Origin of the sequence: Streptomyces sp. NPDC046215 (assembly GCF_040646215.1) — a bacterium.
GTDB lineage: Bacteria > Actinomycetota > Actinomycetes > Streptomycetales > Streptomycetaceae > Streptomyces > Streptomyces stramineus.
In genome coordinates, this window is sequence record NZ_JBEYZW010000043.1 from 1 (window position 1) to 20,065 (window position 20,065).

Below are 20,065 nucleotides of genomic sequence, written 5' to 3' on the forward strand. Positions count from 1 at the left end.
CCGTGCCGCCCGGGCCGTTGGCCTACCCCGTCCGGGGCGGCGGCCCCACCCGCCCCCGGCGGCCGTAGTCGCCTCAAGAATCAGGCGGTGAAAATCAGGCGGTCCGCGTGGGCAGTGCTTCCATCGCCCGCTGCGTGACCTCGGAGACCTTCCCGAGCGCCGAGATCGTCACCACCAGGCCCTGGGCCTTGTAGTAGTCGATGATCGGCTCGGTCTCGCTGTGGTAGACCTCCAGGCGCTTGCGGACGGTCTCCTCGCTGTCGTCCTCGCGCTGGTAGAGCTCGCCACCGCACGCGTCGCACACACCCTCGGACTGCGGGGGGTTGTAGATCACGTGGAAGATGTGCGAGCTGTCCTTGCGGCACATCCGGCGGCCGGCGATCCGCTTGACGACCTCGTCCTCCGGGACCTCCAGGTCCAGGACGCCGTCGAGGCGGAGGTCGTCGGCCTTGAGGATCTCGTCCAGGGCTTCGGCCTGGGCGAGATTGCGCGGGAAGCCGTCCAGCAGGAAGCCGTCTGCGGCGTCCGGCTGGTGCATGCGGTCCCTGGCCATCCCGATGGTGACCTCGTCCGGCACCAGCTGGCCGGCGCGCATGTATTCCTGTGCCTTCTGCCCGAGCGGCGTGCCCTGGCTGATGTTCGCCCGGAAGAGGTCGCCCGTCGAGATGTGCGGGATCCCAAGATTCTTGGCGAGGTACGCGGCCTGCGTACCCTTGCCGGCGCCGGGCGGCCCGACGAGGACGATTCGCATCAGCGGAGGAACCCTTCGTAGTTGCGCTGCTGAAGCTGGCTCTCGATCTGCTTCACAGTCTCCAGACCGACACCCACGATGATCAGGATGCTGGTTCCCCCGAACGGGAAGTTCTGGTTCGCGTTGAGTGTGACCAGTGCCACGGTGGGCACCAGGGCGATGAGCCCCAGGTAGAGAGAGCCGGGCCACGTGATGCGGTTCAGCACGTAGCTCAGGTACTCCGCGGTGGGACGGCCTGCCCGGATGCCCGGAATGAACCCACCATACTTCTTCATGTTGTCGGCAACTTCTTCGGGGTTGAAGGAGATCGCGACGTAGAAGAAGGCGAAGAAAACGATCAGCAGGAAGTAAGTGACCATGTAGATCGGGTGGTCACCCTTGACCAGGTTGGCGTTGACCCAGTTCGCCCAGCCCCCCTTGGAGCCGGTGAACTGCACGAGCAGCGCCGGGATGTAGAGCAGCGACGAGGCGAAGATGACCGGGATGACGCCGGCCTGGTTCACCTTGAGCGGGATGTAGGTAGAGGTACCGCCGTAGGAACGGCGGCCGATCATGCGCTTGGCGTACTGCACGGGGATCCTGCGCTGGGCCTGCTCGACGAAGACCACCAGGGCGACCATGGCCAGGCCGCAGATGATGACGAGCGCGAACTCCAGCCAGCCGCCCATCAGCTTGCCCTGGAGCTTGATGCCCCAGAGGCCGCTCGGGAAGCCCGCGGCGATGGAGGTGAACATCAGGATGGACATGCCGTTGCCGATGCCGCGGTCGGTGATGAGCTCACCGAGCCACATGATCAGCGCGGTACCGGCGGTCATGGTGATGACCATGGTGGCCGTGGCGAAGATCGACTTGTCCGGCACGATCTGACCGCCGACGGGGCAGCCGCTGAAGAGCGCGCCGTTGCTCGCGGTGGCCACGAGGCCGGTGCCCTGGAGGATGGCGAGCGCCACGGTCAGATAACGCGTGTACTGCGTGATCTTGGCCTGGCCGGACTGCCCCTCCTTCTTGAGGGCTTCCAGACGTGGAATCACGACGGTCAGCAGCTGCAGGATGATGCTCGCCGTGATGTACGGCATGATCCCGAGCGCAAAGATCGTGATCTGCAGCAGCGCGCCACCGCTGAACATGTTGACGAGGCCGAAGAGGCCCTGACCGCTCTTGGCCTGGTCCATACACGTCTGGACATGGCCGTAGTCGACGCCGGGCACGGGTACGTGCGCCCCGAGCCGGAAGAGCACCATGATGCCCAGCGTGAACAGCAGCTTCTTGCGCAGGTCGGGCGTCTTGAACGCCCGGGCGAACGCGGTGAGCACGGTGCCTCCTGCGCCCCTCACGCAGCCGCGCGAGAGGTGACGGTCTTGAGGATCGACGAATACATATCAGTCAAAAACCGCACGGACACATGCCGCGCGGAGGTTAACAGTGCACGCCACCTTACCGGCGACCGTGCCCCCCTTGGAACGACCAACCGGGGATGCCCCTTTTGGGACATCCCCGGTTGTCAGATCAACGAGCTCAGACGAGCTCGGTGACGGTGCCACCAGCGGCGGCGATCTTCTCCTTGGCGGAGCCGGAGACGGCGTCAACCGTCACCTGCAGCGCCACGGTGATCTCGCCGGTGCCGAGCACCTTGACGAGCTGGTTCTTACGAACCGCGCCCTTGGCGACCAGATCGGCCACCGTGACCTCGCCACCCTGCGGGTAGAGCGCGGCCAGCTTGTCCAGGTTCACGACCTGGAACTCGACGCGGAACGGGTTCTTGAAGCCCTTGAGCTTCGGGAGACGCATGTGGAGGGGCATCTGCCCACCCTCGAAGCGCTCCGGAACCGAGTAACGGGCCTTGGTGCCCTTGGTACCACGACCGGCGGTCTTACCCTTGGACGCCTCGCCTCGACCCACACGGGTCTTGGCGGTCTTGGCGCCCGGGGCGGGCCGGAGGTTGTGGACCTTCAGCGGGTTCTGCTCCGCCATGTCAGTCGACCTCCTCAACCGTCACGAGGTGGCGGACGGTCTGCACCATGCCGCGGATCTCGGGACGGTCCTCCTTGACAACCACGTCGTTCAGGCGCTTGAGCCCGAGCGAACGCAGGGTGTCGCGGTGGTTCTGCTTGCTGCCGATGTAGGACTTGACCTGCGTGACCTTGAGGCGAGCCATTACGCACCCGCCCCGGCACGCGCCCGCAGCAGTGCGGCGGGGGCGACGTCTTCCAGCGGCAGGCCACGACGGGCGGCGATCTCCTCGGGACGCTGAAGTCCCTGGAGGGCCGTCACCGTGGCGTGCACGATGTTGATCGGGTTCGAAGAACCGAGCGACTTCGACAGAATGTCGTGGACGCCGGCGCACTCGAGCACCGCACGCACCGGGCCACCGGCGATAACGCCGGTACCGGGGGAAGCAGGCTTGAGCAGGACAACGCCCGCGGCCTTCTCGCCCTGGATCGGGTGCGGGATGGTGCCCTGGATACGCGGGACCTTGAAGAAGTTCTTCTTGGCCTCTTCCACGCCCTTGGCGATGGCCGCGGGAACTTCCTTGGCCTTGCCGTATCCGACACCTACGGTGCCGTCACCGTCGCCCACCACGACCAGCGCGGTGAAGCTGAAGCGGCGACCACCCTTGACAACCTTGGCGACGCGGTTGATCGCGACAACGCGCTCAACGTATGCGGTCTTCTCGGCGGCAGCGCCACCGTCGCGACCCTTCCGGTCCCGCCGCTCGCCGCCACCGGCACCGCTTCCGCGGCGCTGGGGTCCAGCCATTGGATTTACCTCTCTCTGTTACGTCCGCTAGCTCCGGAACCGGGGCTTAGAACTTCAGCCCGGCTTCGCGGGCGGCGTCCGCCAGAGCGGCAATGCGCCCGGCGTACTGGTTGCCACCACGGTCGAACACGACGGCCTCGACGCCGGCGGCCTTCGCACGCTCGGCGACAAGCGCGCCGACCTGCTGAGCCTGGGCGCTCTTGTCACCCTCGCCGCCACGGATGGACGCGTCCAGGGTCGACGCCGACGCGAGCGTGTGGCCCGCGATGTCGTCGATGACCTGCGCGGTCAGGTTGCGGTTCGAGCGCGTCACCACGAGGCGGGGACGCTCAGGCGTGCCGGAAATCCGCTTACGAACGCGGATGTGGCGACGCTTGATGGCGGCGCGCTTGTACGCGTCACCCTTAGCGATCTTCACACCGAATGCCATGGCTTACTTACCAGCCTTTCCGACCTTGCGGCGGATGACCTCACCCGCATACTTCACGCCCTTGGCCTTGTAAGGGTCAGGCTTGCGAAGCTTGCGGATGTTGGCGGCGACCTCGCCGACCTTCTGCTTGTCGATGCCCTCGACGCTGAGCTTGGTCGGGGACTCCACCTTGAAGGTGATGCCCTCGGGGGCCTCGATCAGGATCGGGTGGCTGTAGCCCAGGGAGAACTCCAGGTTGGAGCCCTTGGCCTGGACGCGGTAACCGACACCGCTGATCTCAAGAGCCTTGCTGTAGCCCGTGGTCACGCCGGTGATCATGTTCGCCACCAGCGTGCGGGACAGGCCGTGCAGGGCCTTGTTCTGACGCTCGTCGTTCGGACGCGAGACGACAAGAGTGCCGTCCTCGGCCTTAGCGATCTCGATGGGCGCGGCAACGGCGTGCGCGAGGGAGCCCTTGGGGCCCTTCACGTGCACCGTGCGGCCATCGATGGTGACGTCCACACCAGCGGGAACCTGGATGGGCAGCCGTCCAATTCGCGACATTGGCTATTCCTCCTGTCCCGATTACCAGACGTAGGCGAGGACTTCCCCACCCACGCCCTTCTTGCTGGCCTGCTGGCCGGTCAGGAGACCGTGGGACGTGGAGATGATCGCCACGCCCAGGCCGCCGAGGACCTTCGGCAGGTTGGTGGACTTTGCGTAGACACGCAGGCCCGGCTTCGAAATACGCTTGATGCCGGCGATCGAGCGCTCGCGGTTCGGGCCGAACTTCAGCTCGAGGGTCAGGGACTTGCCGACCTCGGCGTCCTCGACCTTCCAGCCGGTGATGTAGCCCTCCTGCTGGAGGATCTCCGCGATGTGCGACTTGATCTTGCTGTGCGGCATCGACACGGAGTCGTGGTATGCCGAGTTAGCGTTTCGCAGACGCGTCAGCATGTCTGCGATCGGATCGGTCATGGTCATGTTTGGCCTTCGGCCTCTCTCGCCGTGGTTTCCTATCTGCGCCATCCCTCTCCCCGATCAGAGTCGGGACGGGTGCGGTGCGGGGACCTACGGCGTAGTAAGCGACTTTAAGCGGTCTGCAACGCAAGCAGACCACGGGCGGTCATGGGCGGCAGGCGCCCAACCCTTCCACTCTACGCGAGCGCAAACGCCACGCGAAAAGCTCAGGTCGGGCGACTGCCGTCCAGGATGCTTACCGAGAGCCCTGGTCAACCCAAGTGGGTTGTTACCAGGAGCTCTTGGTCACGCCCGGCAGCTCGCCACGGTGAGCCATCTCACGAAGGCACACGCGGCACAGGCCGAACTTGCGGTAAACGGAGTGCGGACGACCGCAGCGCTGGCAGCGGGTGTACGCGCGCACACCGAACTTCGGCTTGCGGGCAGCCTTGGCAATAAGAGACTTCTTCGCCATCTCGCTTACGCCTCCTTGAAGGGGAAGCCGAGGTGACGAAGGAGGGCACGGCCCTCGTCGTCGTTGGTCGCCGTGGTGACCACGGTGATGTCCATACCCCGGACGCGGTCGATCTTGTCCTGGTCGATCTCGTGGAACATGACCTGCTCCGTGAGACCGAAGGTGTAGTTGCCACGGCCGTCGAACTGCTTCGGCGACAGACCGCGGAAGTCGCGGATGCGCGGCAGCGCGAGCGACAGCGTACGGTCCAGGAACTCCCACATGCGGTCACCGCGGAGGGTGACGTGGCAGCCGATCGGCTGCCCCTCGCGCAGCTTGAACTGCGCGATCGACTTGCGGGCCTTGGTGACGGCCGGCTTCTGACCGGTGATCGTGGTGAGGTCGCGAATCGCGCCGTCGATCAGCTTGGAGTCGCGGGCGGCGTCGCCCACACCCATGTTGACCACGATCTTGGTCAGGCCGGGGACCTGCATGACGTTCTCGTACGAGAACTCCTCACGGAGCTTCGCAGCGATCTCGTCGCGGTAGCGCTGCTTGAGACGCGGCGCGTTGGTGGTGGCAGTCATCAGATGTCCTCACCGGTGCGCTTGGCAACGCGGATCTTGTTGCCCTCGTCGTCGAAGCGGTAACCGACACGAGTGACGACCTTCTTGCCGTCCTTCTCCACGACGAGCTGAACGTTGCTCACGTGGATCGGGGCCTCGGTCGTCACAATGCCGCCGGTCTGCGAACCACGAGCGGTCTGGCCGGCCTTGGTGTGCTTCTTGACCCGGTTGACACCCTCGACCAGGACGCGGTTCTCGCGGGGCATGGCCACGATGACCTTGCCCTGCTTGCCCTTGTCCTTGCCGGTGATGACCTGGACCAGGTCACCCTTCTTGATCTTCATCGGTTACAGCACCTCCGGCGCGAGGGAGACGATCTTCATGAACTTCTTCTCGCGCAGCTCTCGGCCCACCGGGCCGAAGATACGGGTGCCGCGGGGGTCACCGTCGTTCTTGAGGATGACGGCCGCGTTTTCGTCGAAACGAATGTACGAGCCGTCGGGACGGCGGCGCTCCTTGACGGTCCGAACGATGACCGCCTTGATGACGTCACCCTTCTTTACGTTGCCACCGGGGATTGCATCCTTGACGGTGGCGACGATGACGTCACCGATGCCCGCGTAGCGGCGACCCGAGCCACCGAGAACACGGATGCAAAGGATCTCCTTGGCACCAGTGTTGTCGGCGACGCGAAGTCGCGACTCCTGCTGGATCACGTCTATCTCCTGATCGTCTGCCGGTTCCCGGCGGGGGTCTCACCGAGGTGGGACCCCACGCCGAGCCTGGCGGAACTTATCCGAGGGGAAACCCCCTCAGACAGATTTCAAGGAATTCCCTTGCGGGAATTACCTACTTGGCCTTCTCGAGGATCTCGACGATGCGCCAGCGCTTGCTCGCCGACAGCGGACGCGTCTCCATGATGAGGACGCGGTCGCCGACACCGGCAGCGTTCTGCTCGTCGTGCGCCTTGAGCTTGTTCGTACGGCGGATGACCTTGCCGTACAGGGCGTGCTTGACGCGGTCCTCGACAGCGACGACGACGGTCTTGTCCATCTTGTCGCTGACGACGAGGCCCTCACGGGTCTTGCGGAAGCCGCGCTCGTTCGTCTCAGTCACATTCTTCTCGCTCATCAGGCGCTCTCCACCGTCTCGATGCCGAGCTCGCGCTCACGCATCAGGGTGTAGATCCGGGCGATGTCCTTACGGACGGACTTGAGCCGACCGTGGTTCTCAAGCTGTCCGGTCGCCGCCTGGAAACGGAGGTTGAACAGCTCTTCCTTGGCCTCACGGAGCTTCGCGACGAGGTCCTCGTCGTTCAGCTCACGCAGCTCGGTCGCCTTGATACCAGCGGCCATCACGACTCACCTGCCTCGCGCCGAACAATGCGGCACTTCATCGGAAGCTTGTGGGCGGCGCGGGTGAGCGCCTCCTTAGCGACCTTTTCGTTCGGGAAGGACAGCTCGAACATCACCCGACCGGGCTTGACGTTCGCGATCCACCACTCCGGGGAACCCTTACCGGAACCCATGCGGGTCTCGGCGGGCTTCTTCGTCAGCGGGCGGTCGGGGTAGATGTTGATCCACACCTTGCCGCCACGCTTGATGTGACGCGTCATGGCGATACGAGCGGACTCGATCTGACGGTTCGTCACGTAGGCCGGGGTCAGGGCCTGGATGCCGTACTCACCGAACGCAAGCTCGGTGCCACCCTTGGCCATGCCCGAGCGCTTCGGGTGGTGCTGCTTGCGGTGCTTGACCCTGCGAGGGATCAGCATGACGGTCAGGCCTCCGTTCCGGTGGACTCAGCCGGAGCAGCGGCAGCCTCGGCCTTGGGGGCCTCGTTCTGCGCCGCAGCCGGCTTGCGGCCGCGGCCGCCACGCTCGCCACCACGGCCGCCACGGGCCGGGCGGTCCTGGGCGCCACCACGCGACGGGCGGTTGCCCGCGCGGGCGGCGGCGTTCTCGGCACGGACCTCGGCGATGTTCTTGACGTCGCCCTTGTAGATCCACACCTTGACGCCGATGCGACCGAAGGTCGTCTTGGCCTCGAAGAAGCCGTAGTCCACGTTCGCGCGGAGCGTGTGCAGGGGCACACGGCCCTCGCGGTAGAACTCCGAGCGGGACATCTCGGCGCCGCCGAGACGGCCACCGCACTGGATCTTGATGCCCTTGGCGCCGGCCTTCATCGTCGACTGCATGCTCTTACGCATGGCGCGACGGAAGGAGACGCGGGAGGAGAGCTGCTCGGCGACGGCCTGGGCCACCAGCTGAGCGTCGACCTCGGGGTTCTTGACCTCGAGGATGTTCAGCTGGACCTGCTTGCCGGTCAGCTTCTCCAGCTCGCCGCGGATGCGGTCGGCCTCGGCGCCACGGCGACCGATGACGATGCCCGGACGAGCGGTGTGGATGTCAACGCGGACGCGGTCGCGGGTGCGCTCGATCTCAACCTTCGAGATACCGGCGCGCTCCATGCCCTTCGTCATCATGCGACGAATGGCAACGTCTTCCTTGACGTAGTCCTTGTACAGCTTGTCGGCGTACCAACGCGACTTGAAGTCGGTGGTAATGCCGAGCCGGAACCCGTGCGGGTTAACCTTCTGGCCCATTACCGGGTTCCTTCCTTGCTGCTGACGACCACGGTGATGTGGCTGGTCCGCTTGCGGATCCGGTAGGCGCGGCCCTGGGCACGCGGACGGAACCGCTTCAGGGTCGGGCCCTCGTCGACGAACGCCTCGGAAACGAAGAGGCTGTCGGCGTCGGTGTGGTCGTAGTTGTGCGCGGCATTGGCGATGGCGCTGTCAAGCACCTTGCCAACCGGCACGCTGGCGGCCTGCGGGGCAAAACGCAGGACCGCCTGGGCCTCCGTGGCATCCATGCCACGGATGAGGTCCACCACGCGGCGGGCCTTCATGGGCGTGACGCGGATGTACCGCGCCTGGGCCCTGGCTTCCATGGTTGTCCCTTCGGTGTCAGTCATAGTCTTCGCACCCCGCCTTAACGGCGCTTCGACTTGCGGTCGTCCTTGACGTGGCCGCGGAAGGTGCGGGTCGGCGCAAACTCGCCGAGCTTGTGGCCGACCATGGACTCGGTGACGAACACCGGAACATGGGTCTTGCCGTTGTGCACCGCGAGCGTGTGGCCGAGCATGGCCGGCACGATCATGGAGCGACGGGACCAGGTCTTGATGACGTTCTTGGTGCCGGCTTCGTTCTGGACATCCACCTTCTTGATGAGGTGGTCGTCGACGAAGGGCCCCTTCTTGAGACTACGCGGCATCTAAACCCGCTCCTAGCGCTTCTTGTTCGTCTTGCGGCGGCGGACGATGTACTTGTTGCTCGCCTTCTTGGGAGAACGAGTACGACCCTCCTTCTGACCCCACGGCGAGACCGGGTGGCGACCACCGGAAGTCTTGCCTTCACCACCACCGTGCGGGTGGTCAACCGGGTTCATCGCGACACCGCGGACGGTCGGGCGAACGCCCTTCCAGCGCATACGGCCGGCCTTGCCCCAGTTGATGTTCGACTGCTCGGCGTTGCCGACCTCGCCAACGGTGGCGCGGCAGCGGACGTCGACCAGGCGGACCTCGCCGGACGGCATGCGCAGGTGGGCGTAAGAGCCCTCCTTCGCCAGCAGCTGCACGGACGAACCGGCGGAGCGGGCGAACTTGGCGCCACCACCGGGACGGAGCTCGATCGCGTGGATCGTCGTACCGACCGGGATGTTGCGCAGCGGGAGGTTGTTGCCCGGCTTGATGTCGGCGCCGGGGCCGTTCTCAATCCGGTCACCCTGGCTGAGCTTCGCCGGGGCGATGATGTAGCGCTTCTCGCCGTCTGCGTAGTGCAGGAGCGCGATGCGCGCGGTGCGGTTGGGGTCGTACTCGATGTGCGCGACCTTGGCCGGCACGCCGTCCTTGTCGTGACGACGGAAGTCGATCACGCGGTAGGCGCGCTTGTGGCCACCACCCTGGTGGCGAACGGTCACACGACCGGCGTTGTTACGGCCGCCCTTGCTGTGCAGGGGGCGGACCAGCGACTTCTCCGGCGTGGACCGCGTGATCTCGACAAAGTCGGCGACGCTGGAGCCACGACGGCCCGGGGTCGTCGGCTTGTACTTGCGGATACCCATTTCTCAGTCCTCGTCCGATATCGGACGACTCGGACTCCGTTAGGAGACCGGGCCGCCGAAGATGTCGATTCGGTCGCCCTCAGCGAGGGTCACGATGGCGCGCTTGGTGTTGGCGCGCTTGCCGAAACCGGTCTTGGTGCGCTTGCGCTTACCCTGACGGTTGATCGTGTTGACCCCGGTGACCTTGACCGAGAAGACCGCCTCGACGGCCTGCTTGATCTGGGTCTTGTTGGCGCGCGGGTCGACGATGAACGTGTACTTGTTCTCGTCGAGAAGCGCGTAGCTCTTCTCCGAAACCACCGGCTTGACCAGGATGTCACGGGGGTCCGTGTAGGTCTTGCTGGTGACGACGGCGACAGTCGCCTCGCTCATCAGGCGTCGCTCCCTTCGAGCTCGCCGCCGGTCTTGGCGGCAACGAACGACTCGAAGGCGGCCTTGGTGAAGACCACGTCGTCCGAAACGAGCACGTCGTACGTGTTCAGCTGGCCCGGCTCCAGGATGTGGATCTGGGGCAGGTTGCGGGCGGACAGCCACGCGGCCTCGTCGGACCGGTCGACGACCAGGAGCAGGTTCTTGCGCTCGCTGATCTTGCCGAACAGGGTCTTCGCGGCCTTCGTGGAGACCTCGCCCTCGACCACGCCGGTGACGACGTGGATGCGGGAGTGACGCGCCCGGTCGGTGAGGGCACCGCGCAGGGCGGCGGCCTTCATCTTCTTCGGGGTGCGCTGCGAGTAGTCACGCGGCTGCGGGCCGTGGACGACGCCACCGCCGGCGAACTGCGGCGCACGGGTCGAACCCTGGCGCGCGCGGCCGGTGCCCTTCTGGCGGTAAGGCTTGCGGCCACCGCCGCGGACCTCTCCGCGAGTCTTGGTCTTGTGCGTGCCCTGGCGGGCAGCGGCCAGCTGTGCGACGACGACCTGGTGGATCAGCGGAATGCTGACCTTCGCGTCGAAGATCTCCGTGGGGAGCTCGACGGTCCCGGCCTTGTCGCCAGCCGGCGAAAGGATGTCAATGGTGCTCATCGTTACCTCAGGCCCCCTTGGCCGCGGTACGGACCAGGACGAGGCCGCCGTTCGGACCAGGAACCGCGCCCTTGATCAGGAGCAGGCCCTTCTCCGCGTCAACGGCGTGGACGGTCAGGTTCTGGGTGGTGACCCGCTCGTTGCCCATGCGGCCCGCCATGCGGAGGCCCTTGAACACGCGGCCCGGGGTGGCGCAGCCACCGATGGAACCGGGCGAGCGGTGCTTGCGCTGGGTGCCGTGACCGGCGCCGAGGCCCTTGAAGTTGTGACGCTTCATGACACCGGCGAAGCCCTTGCCCTTGCTCTTGCCGGTGACGTCAACCTTGACGCCCGACTCGAACACGGCAGCGGTGATCTCCTGGCCGAGCGTGTACTCGCTGGCGTCAGCGGTACGCAGCTCCACCAGGTGGCGGCGCGGGGTGACGTCGGCCTTGGCGAAGTGACCCTTGAGGGGCTTGTTCACCTTGCGCGGGTCGATCTCGCCGAAGGCGATCTGGACCGACTCGTAGCCGTCGCTGTCGTTGGTGCGGACCTGGGTCACGACACAGGGCCCGGCCTTGACGACGGTCACCGGGACAACCCGGTTGTTCTCGTCCCAGACCTGGGTCATGCCGAGCTTCTCGCCCAGGACGCCCTTAATGTTCTTAGCCATCTCGCGCGTCACCTCAGAGCTTGATCTCGATGTCGACGCCCGCCGGCAGGTCGAGGCGCATGAGCGAGTCAACCGTCTTCGGGGTGGGGTCGAGGATGTCGATGAGGCGCTTGTGCGTGCGCATCTCGAAGTGCTCGCGCGAGTCCTTGTACTTGTGCGGCGACTTGATGACGCAGTACACGTTCTTCTCAGTGGGCAGCGGCACCGGGCCCGCGACCGACGCACCAGTGCGAGTCACCGTCTCGACGATCTTCTTCGCCGAAGAGTCGATGACCTCGTGGTCGTAGGCCTTGAGCCGGATGCGGATCTTCTGTCCCGCCATGGCTACTTCGTAGTCCTGTCTCTCGTAACGCTCTGGGACTCGGTGTGTTTGCCCCTCTGACGAGGCGCTGCCCTCCTCCGACCCACGCGGTCGGGCGTGTCGCGCCCCTTCCAGTAAAATTTCCCGAAGGAAATCCCTGCTGAAGGGGGCTGTGGGGGAAGGGCACCCACCGAGTGCCTGGCCGGGGCCACGCTGACACTTCCCGGAAGATTCCCGTACTTCCACCCCTACACCTTTCGGCGTAACGCATGGGGTGACGAGTACTGCGGGACTCGCTTCCAGTCCTCCCGGCGGGAGGCGCGCAGCATTGGCACTCAACCGAGCAACCTGAACAGTGTGCCACAAAGGTCCGAAGACGCGCCAATCGCAGCCGAAGAAGGTACCCCGGGCGGCTCAGTTGTCAAACCAACCCGCCGACATACGGGACACTATGGTCGTGAAGGTCCTGGCTGCTCACCAGCACTACCGGCACTCACCAGTTCACCAGAGCCACGACCGCCGCTTTGCCCCCGTAGGCCGCCTCCGAAGCGCCCTACCGACCCCAGCCGGCCCCGCCGGCACGGCCCGCCCCGCAGACCTTTGCCGGGGTTTGCCGTGGTCTTGAGCAACCGACGCCTTCCCCCCACCGTCCCCTATCACGCTGGGGCAGCCGGGGACTGCGTGCTGCACAACGGGACGGAGTCATGTAGTTGAACACCACACAGCGCATGGTGATATCCCGCCGGACCGCCCTCACCGGTCTCGCCGCCACCACGGTGGCCGTGGCCGCGGGGTGCAGCGGCGGCGGCGGCCCGGACAAGCCCAAGGCCTCCCCCAGCTCCATAAGAGCCGTCGACCCACGCGCCACGCAGTCGTTCAACAACGCCAAGGGATCGCTGCTCCTCCAGGTCATGGCGCACCCCGACGACGACCTGTACTTCATGAACCCCGACGCCGAGCACATCGTGCGGGCCGGGGTGCCCGTCGTCTCGGTCTACGTCACCGCGGGCGAGGCCGTCGGCCAGAACTGGGTCGAGGGCATGCCCCCCAAGGGCAAGCCCGACAAGGCCGCCTACTCCTCGGCCCGGCACCAGGGGCTGCGCCAGGCCTACGCGGAGATGCTGGGCCTGGACCGCTTCGCGCCCTGGAAGAAGTCCGTCCTGGACCTCGGGAACGGGGTGAAGGCCGAGACGAACGAGCTGGTCAACGGCGCGCGCAAGGCCCAGCTGATCTTCCTGAACATCGCCATGATGTCCGCGGGCGAGATGCGGCTGCCGCTGCTGTGGGAGCGGCCCCGCACCGCCATGCAGAGCCTGGTCGCCACCGGCTCCCCCTGCACCACCAGCTCCGTCTACCACCACGACACGCTGGTGGACACGCTGGCCACGATCATGGACCGGTTCAAGCCGACCGTGGTCCACACCATGGACCCGGACCCCGACTACCAGGTCCACGACGCCACCCACCCCAAGGACAACGACTACGGGGCCTGCTCCGACCACCGCGACCACACCCCGACGGCGCTCTTCACCTGGAAGGCGCTCTCCCAGTGGGTGGCCGACACCACTCAGCGCGACGGCCACCCCCCGCGCTTCGTCACCACGGCCTTCCGCGGCTACTACAACCAGCGCTGGCCGCACAATCTGCCCCCCGAGGTCGTGGAGCAGAAGCACCGCCTGGTCGCGGCGTACGGCGGCGACCCGCAGTGGGAGTGCGGCAACCCCGGCGGCTGCGGCGACTACGGCCAGGGCGGCGACCGCCCGCTGAAGAACCGCAAGGGCTGGATCCGCTCCACCCACTACCGCTACAAGGGCGCCACCACGGCCCCCGGCACCGACAAGGCCGGCCGCCTGGAGGCGTACGGCGTCCTGGGCCTGCAGGCGGTGCGCTGGCAGGAGACCTCCGCCGGCAGCGGCCGCTGGGGCGAGCCGCAGAACCTCGGCGGCGGCCCCCTGGCCCCCGCCGTCGCCACCGTCAGGGACGCCGCCGGGCGCCGGCTGGTGTTCGCCCTGCGGTTCTCCGCCCTGGCCGGCCAGGGCCGCCCCGACACCCGCGAGATCGTGGTGCTGGAGCAGCGCGCCCCGGACGGGCCGTTCAAAGCCTGGCAGGGCCTCGGCAACCCCGAGCGCCGCCCCGACCGCGGCCGCCGGGTGGGCATGCCGGCCGCCGTGGCCACCCCCGACGGGCGCGTCCACCTCTTCGTCCGCAACGCCGGCAAGGGCGTCTCCGGCCGGGTGCGCGAGGCGGACGGCAAGTGGGGCCGCTGGCAGAGCCTGCACGGCGAGGAGATCCAGGACGGCCTGACGGTGGTGCTGGACGCCCGGCAGCGCGTCCACGTCTTCGGCGAGGGCCGGGACACGGTGCACCACTGGACGCAGGACGAGCCGGGCAAGCCGGTCCGCCACCAGCCCGTCAAGGGCCTGCCGCAGCCCGGCGGGCTCCCGGGGGCCGCTCTGGGCCCCGACGGCGAGCTGGCCCTCGTCTACCGCACCCCCGCGACCCTTCAGCCGGCCGTGTACCGCTTCGCGCCGGGCCCCGACGACTCCGCCGGGGACTTCGGGGACATCGCCACGACGGAGCTCCAGGACTTCGCCGGCTACGGGCCGCTGGCCGCCCACACCCTGGCGGCCCGCGGCGGCAAGGACACCGTGATGGTGCTGGGCCGGGCCCTGAACGGCGAGATACAGCTCACGGACGGCGGGCAGAGCGACGCCGAGCTGGTGCGCTCCCCCGGCAAGCTGGTGCCCGTGGGCACCTCCGGGATCCTCACCGACGCCGGTCACCGCCTGTGCGTGGTGGGCATGAGCCCGGACGCGGCGCCCTGGATCTGGCGGCCGTAGGAATCACGCGACTGCCCTGTCCGGCGCCGTTGCCGCCCGCGGCGGCGAGCACCCTGCGGGCGTGTCCTCGATCTCCCCCGGCTACCGCCGGGGGAGATCGAGGACACGCCGTGCAGCGGTGGTGCAGGCAGAGTTTCGACATTCACCCCCCGGAGGGACTCCGCTTTCCCCGGGACGAGGGGTCCCACGCCATGACGTAGGTCGCGGCGCCCACCGGATCGATCTTGCTATGTTGCGGGGATGCCGACCCTGCCGCCCACCCCGGGCCGACGGCTCCTCGCCGTCAGCGACCTGCACGTCGGCGTGGCCGACAACGTCCCCATCATGGAGTCCCTGCGGCCGGAGACGGACGAGGACTGGCTCATCGTGGCCGGTGATGTCGCCGAGCGCGCCGAGGACGTCGAGAACGCCCTGAAGCTGCTCGCGAGCCGCTTCTCCAAGGTGGTGTGGGCCCCCGGCAACCACGAGCTGTGGACCCCGAAGTCCGACCCCGTCGAGCTGCGCGGCGAGGCCCGTTACGCCTATCTGGTGGAACTCTGCCGCGGCCTGGGCATCTCCACGCCCGAGGACCCCTACCCCGTGTGGGAGGGCGAGGGCGGACCCGTGGCGGTCGCCCCGCTGTTCACGCTGTACGACTACTCCTGGCGCACCCCGAAGGCCGCCGACAAGGCGCAGTCCCTGGCCCAGGCCCACGAAGCGGGCATCGTCTGCACGGACGAGTACCTGCTGCACCCGGATCCCTACCCGGCGGCCGACGACTGGTGCCGTGCCCGCGTCGCCGCGACGGAGGCCCGGCTGGCCGCGCACGATCCGTCCCTGCCGCTGGTGCTCGTCAACCACTGGCCGCTGGTGCGCGAGCCCACGGACGTCATGACGTACCCGGAGTTCGTCCAGTGGTGCGGCACCGACCTGACCCGCGACTGGCACCGCCGCTTCACCACCGCGGCCGTCGTCTACGGGCACCTGCACATCCCCCGCACGACCTGGTACGACGGGGTGCGCTTCGAGGAGGTCTCGATCGGCTACCCCCGCGAGTGGCGGCGCCGGGGCCACCCCAAGGGCCTGCTGCGGCAGATCCTGCCGTACCCGGCCTGAGCCGGGACACCGGGGCGGAGACGGCCGCGGCGGAAACGAAAGAAGGCGGGCCCGCACATCTCGCGATGTGCGGGCCCGCCTTTGATCCTTCGGTAACCCCCGCAGCTCCCCGGGAGGAGCTACGGGACGGTAAGACCGTTGTTACGCGTTGATCTTGGTGACCTGGCCGGCGCCGACGGTGCGGCCGCCCTCACGGATGGTGAAGCGCAGGCCCTCCTCCATCGCGACGGGCTGGATCAGGTTGACGGTCATCTCGGCGTTGTCGCCGGGCATGACCATCTCCGTGCCCTCCTTGAGGGTCACGACACCGGTCACGTCAGTCGTACGGAAGTAGAACTGCGGACGGTAGTTGTTGAAGAACGGGGTGTGACGGCCACCCTCGTCCTTCGACAGGATGTACGCCGTGGCCTCGAACTCGGTGTGCGGCGTGACCGTGCCCGGCTTGATGATGCACTGGCCGCGCTCGACGTCCTCGCGCTTGATGCCACGGAGGAGCAGACCGACGTTCTCACCGGCCTGGCCCTCGTCGAGCAGCTTGCGGAACATCTCGATACCGGTGACCGTGGTGGTGGTCTTCTCGGTCTTGATGCCGATGATGTCGACGGTCTCGTTGACCTTGAGGACACCGCGCTCGATACGACCGGTGACGACGGTGCCACGACCGGTGATCGTGAAGACGTCCTCGATCGGCATCAGGAACGGCTTGTCGACGTCACGCTCGGGCTGCGGGATGTTCTCGTCCACGGCCTTCATGAGGCCGAGGAGCTTCTCGCCCCACTCCTTGTCGCCCTCGAGCGCCTTGAGAGCCGAGACCTGGACGACGGGGCAGTTGTCGCCGTCGAACTCGTACTCGGAGAGGAGCTCACGGACCTCGAGCTCGACGAGCTCCAGGATCTCCTCGTCGTCCACCATGTCGGCCTTGTTCAGGGCGACGACGATGTACGGAACGCCGGACTGGCGGGCCAGGAGCACGTGCTCCTTGGTCTGCGGCATCGGACCGTCGGTCGCGGCGACCACGAGGATCGCGCCGTCCATCTGGGCGGCACCGGTGATCATGTTCTTGATGTAGTCCGCGTGACCCGGGCAGTCGACGTGGGCGTAGTGACGCGACTCGGTCTGGTACTCAACGTGAGCGATCGAGATCGTGATACCGCGCTGACGCTCTTCCGGCGCCTTGTCGATCTCGTCGAACGGCGTGAAGGGGTTCAGGTCCGGGTACGCGTCGTGCAGCACCTTGGTGATCGCCGCGGTAAGAGTGGTCTTACCGTGGTCGACGTGACCGATGGTGCCGATGTTGACGTGCGGCTTAGTCCGCTCGAACTTCGCCTTCGCCACTGTTCCTCCTACGGAGTGGTTCTGTACGCCTTACTTCAACGGCGCCAGGTGATCTTTGCTGGGGTGCCGTCCACCGGGGCACCCGCCGCATTCCTGGGAGTGCGGCGGTATGCCCCGACAGTCGGTGTAAAGCCTAAAGCGTGAGCTTCGCGTGCGAAGACGCGGAGTTACTCGCCCTTGGCCTTCGCGATGATCTCCTCGGCGACGTTCCGGGGAACCTCGGCGTAGGAGTCGAACTGCATCGAGTAGCTTGCGCGACCCGAGGTCTTGCTGCGGAGGTCTCCGACGTAGCCGAACATCTCCGACAGCGGAACCAGGCCCTTGACGAGCTTGGCGCCGTGACGGTCCTCCATGGCCTGAATCTGGCCACGGCGGGAGTTGATGTCACCGATGACGTCACCCATGTAGTCCTCGGGGGTGGTGACCTCGACGGACATCATCGGCTCGAGAAGAGCCGGCGACGCCTTGCGAGCACCCTCCTTGAACGCCATGGAACCGGCGATCTTGAAGGCGAGTTCGGACGAGTCGACGTCGTGGTAGGCGCCGTCGAGCAGCGTCACCTTGACACCGGTCAGCGGGTAGCCGGCCAGCACGCCGAACTCCATGGCCTCCTGGCAACCCGCGTCCACGGACGGGATGTACTCCCGCGGGATACGGCCACCGGTGACCTTGTTCTCGAACTCGTAGCCATCGCCCTCGAGGGGCTCGATGGCCATCTGCACCTTCGCGAACTGGCCGGAACCACCAGTCTGCTTCTTGTGCGTGTAGTCGATACGCTCGACGGCCTTGCGGATCGTCTCGCGGTACGCGACCTGCGGCTTGCCGACGTTCGCCTCGACGCGGAACTCACGGCGCATACGGTCGACCAGCACGTCGAGGTGCAGCTCGCCCATACCCGCGATGATGGTCTGGCCCGTCTCCTCGTCCGTGTGGACCTGGAAGGACGGGTCCTCCTCGGCGAGACGCTGGATGGCGACACCCAGCTTCTCCTGGTCGCCCTTGGACTTCGGCTCGATGGCGACCTGGATCACCGGGGCCGGGAAGTCCATGGACTCCAGGATGACCGGCTTCGCGGCGTCGCAGAGGGTCTCACCGGTGGTGGTCTGCTTCAGACCCATGACGGCGACGATGTCACCGGCACCCACCGACTCGATCTCCTCACGCTTGTTCGCGTGCATCCGGTAGATCTTGCCGATGCGCTCCTTCTTGCCCTTCACGGAGTTCTGCACCGCGGTGCCGGTCTCCATGCGGCCCGAGTAAACCCGGACGAAGGTGAGCTTGCCGAGGTGCGGGTCGCTCATGATCTTGAAGGCAAGACCGGCGAACGGCTCGTCGTCGGAAGGCTTGCGCTTCACGACCTCGTCGGGGTTGTTGACGGCGTGACCCTCAACAGCCTCGATGTCGAGCGGCGACGGCAGGTAGCGGACCACGGCGTCGAGCAGGGGCTGGACGCCCTTGTTCTTGAACGCGGTACCACAGAACACCGGGGTGACGGTGACGGAGTCGGCGCTGCCACGGGAGGCGAGCGTGATGCGGCGGATGGCCGCCATCAGCTGCTCCTCGGTGGGCTCCTGGCCCTCGAGGTACAGCTCCATCATCTCGTCGTCGTGCTCGGAGACACCCTCGAGCAGCTTGCCGCGCCATTCCTCGGCGGCCTCGATGTGCGTGGCCGGGATGTCGACGACGTCGTACATCTCGCCCTTGGCGGCCTCGGCGGACCAGACCAGAGCCTTCATCTGGACGAGGTCGACCACGCCCTTGAAGTCGGCTTCGGCACCGATCGGCAGCTGCATGACCAGCGGCACCGCACCGAGACGGTCGACGATCATGTCGACACAGCGGTGGAACTCGGCGCCGGTGCGGTCCAGCTTGTTGACGAAGCAGATGCGCGGCACGCCGTAGCGGTCCGCCTGACGCCAAACGGTCTCGGACTGCGGCTCAACACCGGCGACGCCGTCGAACACCGTCACGGCACCGTCGAGGACGCGCAGCGAACGCTCCACCTCGACGGTGAAGTCGACGTGGCCCGGCGTGTCGATGATGTTGATCGTGTGGTCGACGTCGTTCAGCGGCCAGTGGCAGGTCGTCGCGGCAGACGTGATCGTGATGCCGCGCTCCTGCTCCTGCTCCATCCAGTCCATCGTGGCAGCGCCGTCGTGGACTTCACCGATCTTGTACGAGACACCGGTGTAGAACAGGATCCGCTCGGTGGTGGTCGTCTTGCCCGCGTCGATGTGGGCCATGATCCCGATGTTGCGGACCTTGGCCAGGTCAAGCGAAGTGGTGGCCATATGGCTCAGTCTTCTCTCGGTCTCGATGTGGGTAGCGACTACCAGCGGTAGTGCGCGAAGGCCTTGTTGGACTCGGCCATCTTGTGCGTGTCCTCACGCTTCTTGACCGCAGCGCCCAGACCGTTGGAGGCGTCCAGGAGCTCGTTCATGAGGCGCTCGGTCATCGTCTTCTCGCGACGGGCGCGGGAGTAGCCGACGACCCAGCGGAGCGCGAGGGTGGAGGCGCGGCCCGGACGGACCTCGACCGGCACCTGGTAGGTGGCGCCACCGACACGGCGGGACTTGACCTCGAGCGCCGGCTTGACGTTCTCGAGGGCGCGCTTGAGCGTGATGACCGGGTCGTTGCCGGTCTTCTCGCGCAGGCCTTCCATGGCGCCGTAGACGATGCGCTCAGCGGTGGAGCGCTTGCCGTGCAGCAGGATCTTGTTGATCAGCGACGTGACAAGAGGAGAACCGTAGACCGGGTCGATGATGACCGGGCGCTTCGGGGCGGGGCCCTTACGAGGCAT

General features: G+C 66.7%; 28 protein-coding genes. 2 read left to right on the plus strand and 26 right to left on the minus strand.

Annotation, left to right across the window (positions count from 1 at the left end):
• Positions 1-94: 94 nt before the first annotated feature.
• The 23 genes from ABZ951_RS19555 to rpsJ all read right to left on the minus strand — a co-directional run bounded on the left by ABZ951_RS19555 (position 95) and on the right by rpsJ (position 12,016).
• The gene (locus tag ABZ951_RS19555; RefSeq protein ID WP_344090732.1) at positions 95-751 is read right to left on the minus strand and encodes an adenylate kinase; all 657 of its coding nucleotides are present in this window, start codon (positions 749-751) and stop codon (positions 95-97) included.
• Positions 751-2,064 carry a preprotein translocase subunit SecY gene (gene secY / locus ABZ951_RS19560; protein WP_344090730.1) on the minus strand — a complete coding sequence of 438 codons (1,314 nt, stop codon included), beginning with the start codon at positions 2,062-2,064 and terminating at the stop codon, positions 751-753. The genes ABZ951_RS19555 and secY overlap by 1 nt, the downstream gene beginning before the upstream one ends.
• A 202-nt stretch (positions 2,065-2,266) precedes the next feature.
• Positions 2,267-2,722 (minus strand): 50S ribosomal protein L15, encoded by a 456-nt coding sequence (gene rplO / locus ABZ951_RS19565; protein WP_344090728.1) that lies wholly within the window; start codon positions 2,720-2,722, stop codon positions 2,267-2,269.
• A 1-nt stretch (position 2,723) separates the two neighbouring features.
• Positions 2,724-2,906: a 50S ribosomal protein L30 gene (gene rpmD, locus ABZ951_RS19570; protein ID WP_087927574.1), complete on the minus strand. Its 183-nt coding sequence runs from the start codon at positions 2,904-2,906 to the stop codon at positions 2,724-2,726.
• Positions 2,906-3,508, minus strand: a complete 603-nt coding sequence (gene rpsE / locus ABZ951_RS19575) for a 30S ribosomal protein S5 (protein WP_116212431.1) — start codon at positions 3,506-3,508, stop codon at positions 2,906-2,908. The genes rpmD and rpsE overlap by 1 nt, the downstream gene beginning before the upstream one ends.
• Positions 3,509-3,554: 46 nt before the next feature.
• Complete coding sequence (gene rplR / locus ABZ951_RS19580; RefSeq protein ID WP_344090724.1) at positions 3,555-3,938, minus strand: 50S ribosomal protein L18; 384 nt, start codon at positions 3,936-3,938, stop codon at positions 3,555-3,557.
• Positions 3,939-3,941: 3 nt separating this feature from the next.
• Positions 3,942-4,481, minus strand: coding sequence for a 50S ribosomal protein L6 (gene rplF, locus ABZ951_RS19585; RefSeq protein ID WP_344090722.1), 540 nt, complete (start codon positions 4,479-4,481; stop codon positions 3,942-3,944).
• A gap of 21 nt (positions 4,482-4,502) precedes the next feature.
• Entirely contained in the window at positions 4,503-4,901 is a 399-nt protein-coding gene (gene rpsH, locus ABZ951_RS19590; RefSeq protein WP_087927570.1) for a 30S ribosomal protein S8, read from the minus strand.
• A gap of 265 nt (positions 4,902-5,166) precedes the next feature.
• The gene (locus ABZ951_RS19595; RefSeq protein WP_030368403.1) at positions 5,167-5,352 is read right to left on the minus strand and encodes a type Z 30S ribosomal protein S14; all 186 of its coding nucleotides are present in this window, start codon (positions 5,350-5,352) and stop codon (positions 5,167-5,169) included.
• 5 nt (positions 5,353-5,357) lie between these two features.
• On the minus strand, positions 5,358-5,918 hold the full coding sequence (gene rplE, locus ABZ951_RS19600; protein ID WP_344090718.1) for a 50S ribosomal protein L5: 561 nt from the start codon (positions 5,916-5,918) through the stop codon (positions 5,358-5,360).
• Positions 5,918-6,241 (minus strand): 50S ribosomal protein L24, encoded by a 324-nt coding sequence (rplX, locus tag ABZ951_RS19605; RefSeq protein ID WP_130878989.1) that lies wholly within the window; start codon positions 6,239-6,241, stop codon positions 5,918-5,920. The genes rplE and rplX overlap by 1 nt, the downstream gene beginning before the upstream one ends.
• Positions 6,242-6,244: 3 nt before the next feature.
• Entirely contained in the window at positions 6,245-6,613 is a 369-nt protein-coding gene (rplN, locus tag ABZ951_RS19610; RefSeq protein ID WP_176163508.1) for a 50S ribosomal protein L14, read from the minus strand.
• A 133-nt stretch (positions 6,614-6,746) separates the two neighbouring features.
• The gene (rpsQ, locus tag ABZ951_RS19615; RefSeq protein ID WP_030026328.1) at positions 6,747-7,028 is read right to left on the minus strand and encodes a 30S ribosomal protein S17; all 282 of its coding nucleotides are present in this window, start codon (positions 7,026-7,028) and stop codon (positions 6,747-6,749) included.
• Positions 7,028-7,252 carry a 50S ribosomal protein L29 gene (gene rpmC, locus ABZ951_RS19620; RefSeq protein ID WP_030368408.1) on the minus strand — a complete coding sequence of 75 codons (225 nt, stop codon included), beginning with the start codon at positions 7,250-7,252 and terminating at the stop codon, positions 7,028-7,030. The genes rpsQ and rpmC overlap by 1 nt, the downstream gene beginning before the upstream one ends.
• The gene (gene rplP, locus ABZ951_RS19625; protein ID WP_215079442.1) at positions 7,252-7,671 is read right to left on the minus strand and encodes a 50S ribosomal protein L16; all 420 of its coding nucleotides are present in this window, start codon (positions 7,669-7,671) and stop codon (positions 7,252-7,254) included. Before rplP ends, rpmC begins: the two co-directional genes overlap by 1 nt.
• 5 nt (positions 7,672-7,676) lie before the next feature.
• On the minus strand, positions 7,677-8,501 hold the full coding sequence (gene rpsC / locus ABZ951_RS19630; RefSeq protein WP_344090708.1) for a 30S ribosomal protein S3: 825 nt from the start codon (positions 8,499-8,501) through the stop codon (positions 7,677-7,679).
• Positions 8,501-8,848, minus strand: coding sequence for a 50S ribosomal protein L22 (rplV, locus tag ABZ951_RS19635; protein ID WP_344090783.1), 348 nt, complete (start codon positions 8,846-8,848; stop codon positions 8,501-8,503). Before rplV ends, rpsC begins: the two co-directional genes overlap by 1 nt.
• A 41-nt stretch (positions 8,849-8,889) precedes the next feature.
• Positions 8,890-9,171, minus strand: a complete 282-nt coding sequence (gene rpsS, locus ABZ951_RS19640; protein WP_215079446.1) for a 30S ribosomal protein S19 — start codon at positions 9,169-9,171, stop codon at positions 8,890-8,892.
• A 12-nt stretch (positions 9,172-9,183) separates the two neighbouring features.
• The gene (rplB, locus tag ABZ951_RS19645) at positions 9,184-10,020 is read right to left on the minus strand and encodes a 50S ribosomal protein L2 (RefSeq protein ID WP_344090706.1); all 837 of its coding nucleotides are present in this window, start codon (positions 10,018-10,020) and stop codon (positions 9,184-9,186) included.
• A 39-nt stretch (positions 10,021-10,059) separates the two neighbouring features.
• Positions 10,060-10,392, minus strand: a complete 333-nt coding sequence (gene rplW, locus ABZ951_RS19650; protein ID WP_116212450.1) for a 50S ribosomal protein L23 — start codon at positions 10,390-10,392, stop codon at positions 10,060-10,062.
• The gene (gene rplD, locus ABZ951_RS19655) at positions 10,392-11,042 is read right to left on the minus strand and encodes a 50S ribosomal protein L4 (RefSeq protein ID WP_344090703.1); all 651 of its coding nucleotides are present in this window, start codon (positions 11,040-11,042) and stop codon (positions 10,392-10,394) included. Before rplD ends, rplW begins: the two co-directional genes overlap by 1 nt.
• Positions 11,043-11,049: 7 nt before the next feature.
• The gene (rplC, locus tag ABZ951_RS19660) at positions 11,050-11,694 is read right to left on the minus strand and encodes a 50S ribosomal protein L3 (protein ID WP_086567349.1); all 645 of its coding nucleotides are present in this window, start codon (positions 11,692-11,694) and stop codon (positions 11,050-11,052) included.
• A 13-nt stretch (positions 11,695-11,707) separates the two neighbouring features.
• On the minus strand, positions 11,708-12,016 hold the full coding sequence (gene rpsJ / locus ABZ951_RS19665; protein ID WP_003948644.1) for a 30S ribosomal protein S10: 309 nt from the start codon (positions 12,014-12,016) through the stop codon (positions 11,708-11,710).
• Between the two features lie 707 nt (positions 12,017-12,723).
• On the opposite strand from rpsJ, the gene ABZ951_RS19670 reads away from it, so the two are divergent.
• Together ABZ951_RS19670 and ABZ951_RS19675 are read left to right on the plus strand one after the other, a co-directional pair.
• Positions 12,724-14,835: a PIG-L family deacetylase gene (locus ABZ951_RS19670; RefSeq protein ID WP_361280344.1), complete on the plus strand. Its 2,112-nt coding sequence runs from the start codon at positions 12,724-12,726 to the stop codon at positions 14,833-14,835.
• 240 nt (positions 14,836-15,075) lie between these two features.
• Positions 15,076-15,930 carry a metallophosphoesterase gene (locus ABZ951_RS19675; protein ID WP_344090694.1) on the plus strand — a complete coding sequence of 285 codons (855 nt, stop codon included), beginning with the start codon at positions 15,076-15,078 and terminating at the stop codon, positions 15,928-15,930.
• Between the two features lie 141 nt (positions 15,931-16,071).
• Here ABZ951_RS19675 and tuf read toward each other — a convergent pair whose 3' ends face one another.
• The 3 genes from tuf to rpsG form a co-directional block, all read right to left on the minus strand.
• A complete protein-coding gene (tuf, locus tag ABZ951_RS19680; RefSeq protein ID WP_215079456.1) occupies positions 16,072-17,265 on the minus strand; it encodes an elongation factor Tu in 1,194 nt (397 codons plus the stop codon).
• 167 nt (positions 17,266-17,432) lie between these two features.
• The gene (gene fusA / locus ABZ951_RS19685; protein WP_344090691.1) at positions 17,433-19,556 is read right to left on the minus strand and encodes an elongation factor G; all 2,124 of its coding nucleotides are present in this window, start codon (positions 19,554-19,556) and stop codon (positions 17,433-17,435) included.
• A gap of 38 nt (positions 19,557-19,594) precedes the next feature.
• On the minus strand, positions 19,595-20,065 hold the full coding sequence (gene rpsG / locus ABZ951_RS19690) for a 30S ribosomal protein S7 (protein ID WP_030368420.1): 471 nt from the start codon (positions 20,063-20,065) through the stop codon (positions 19,595-19,597).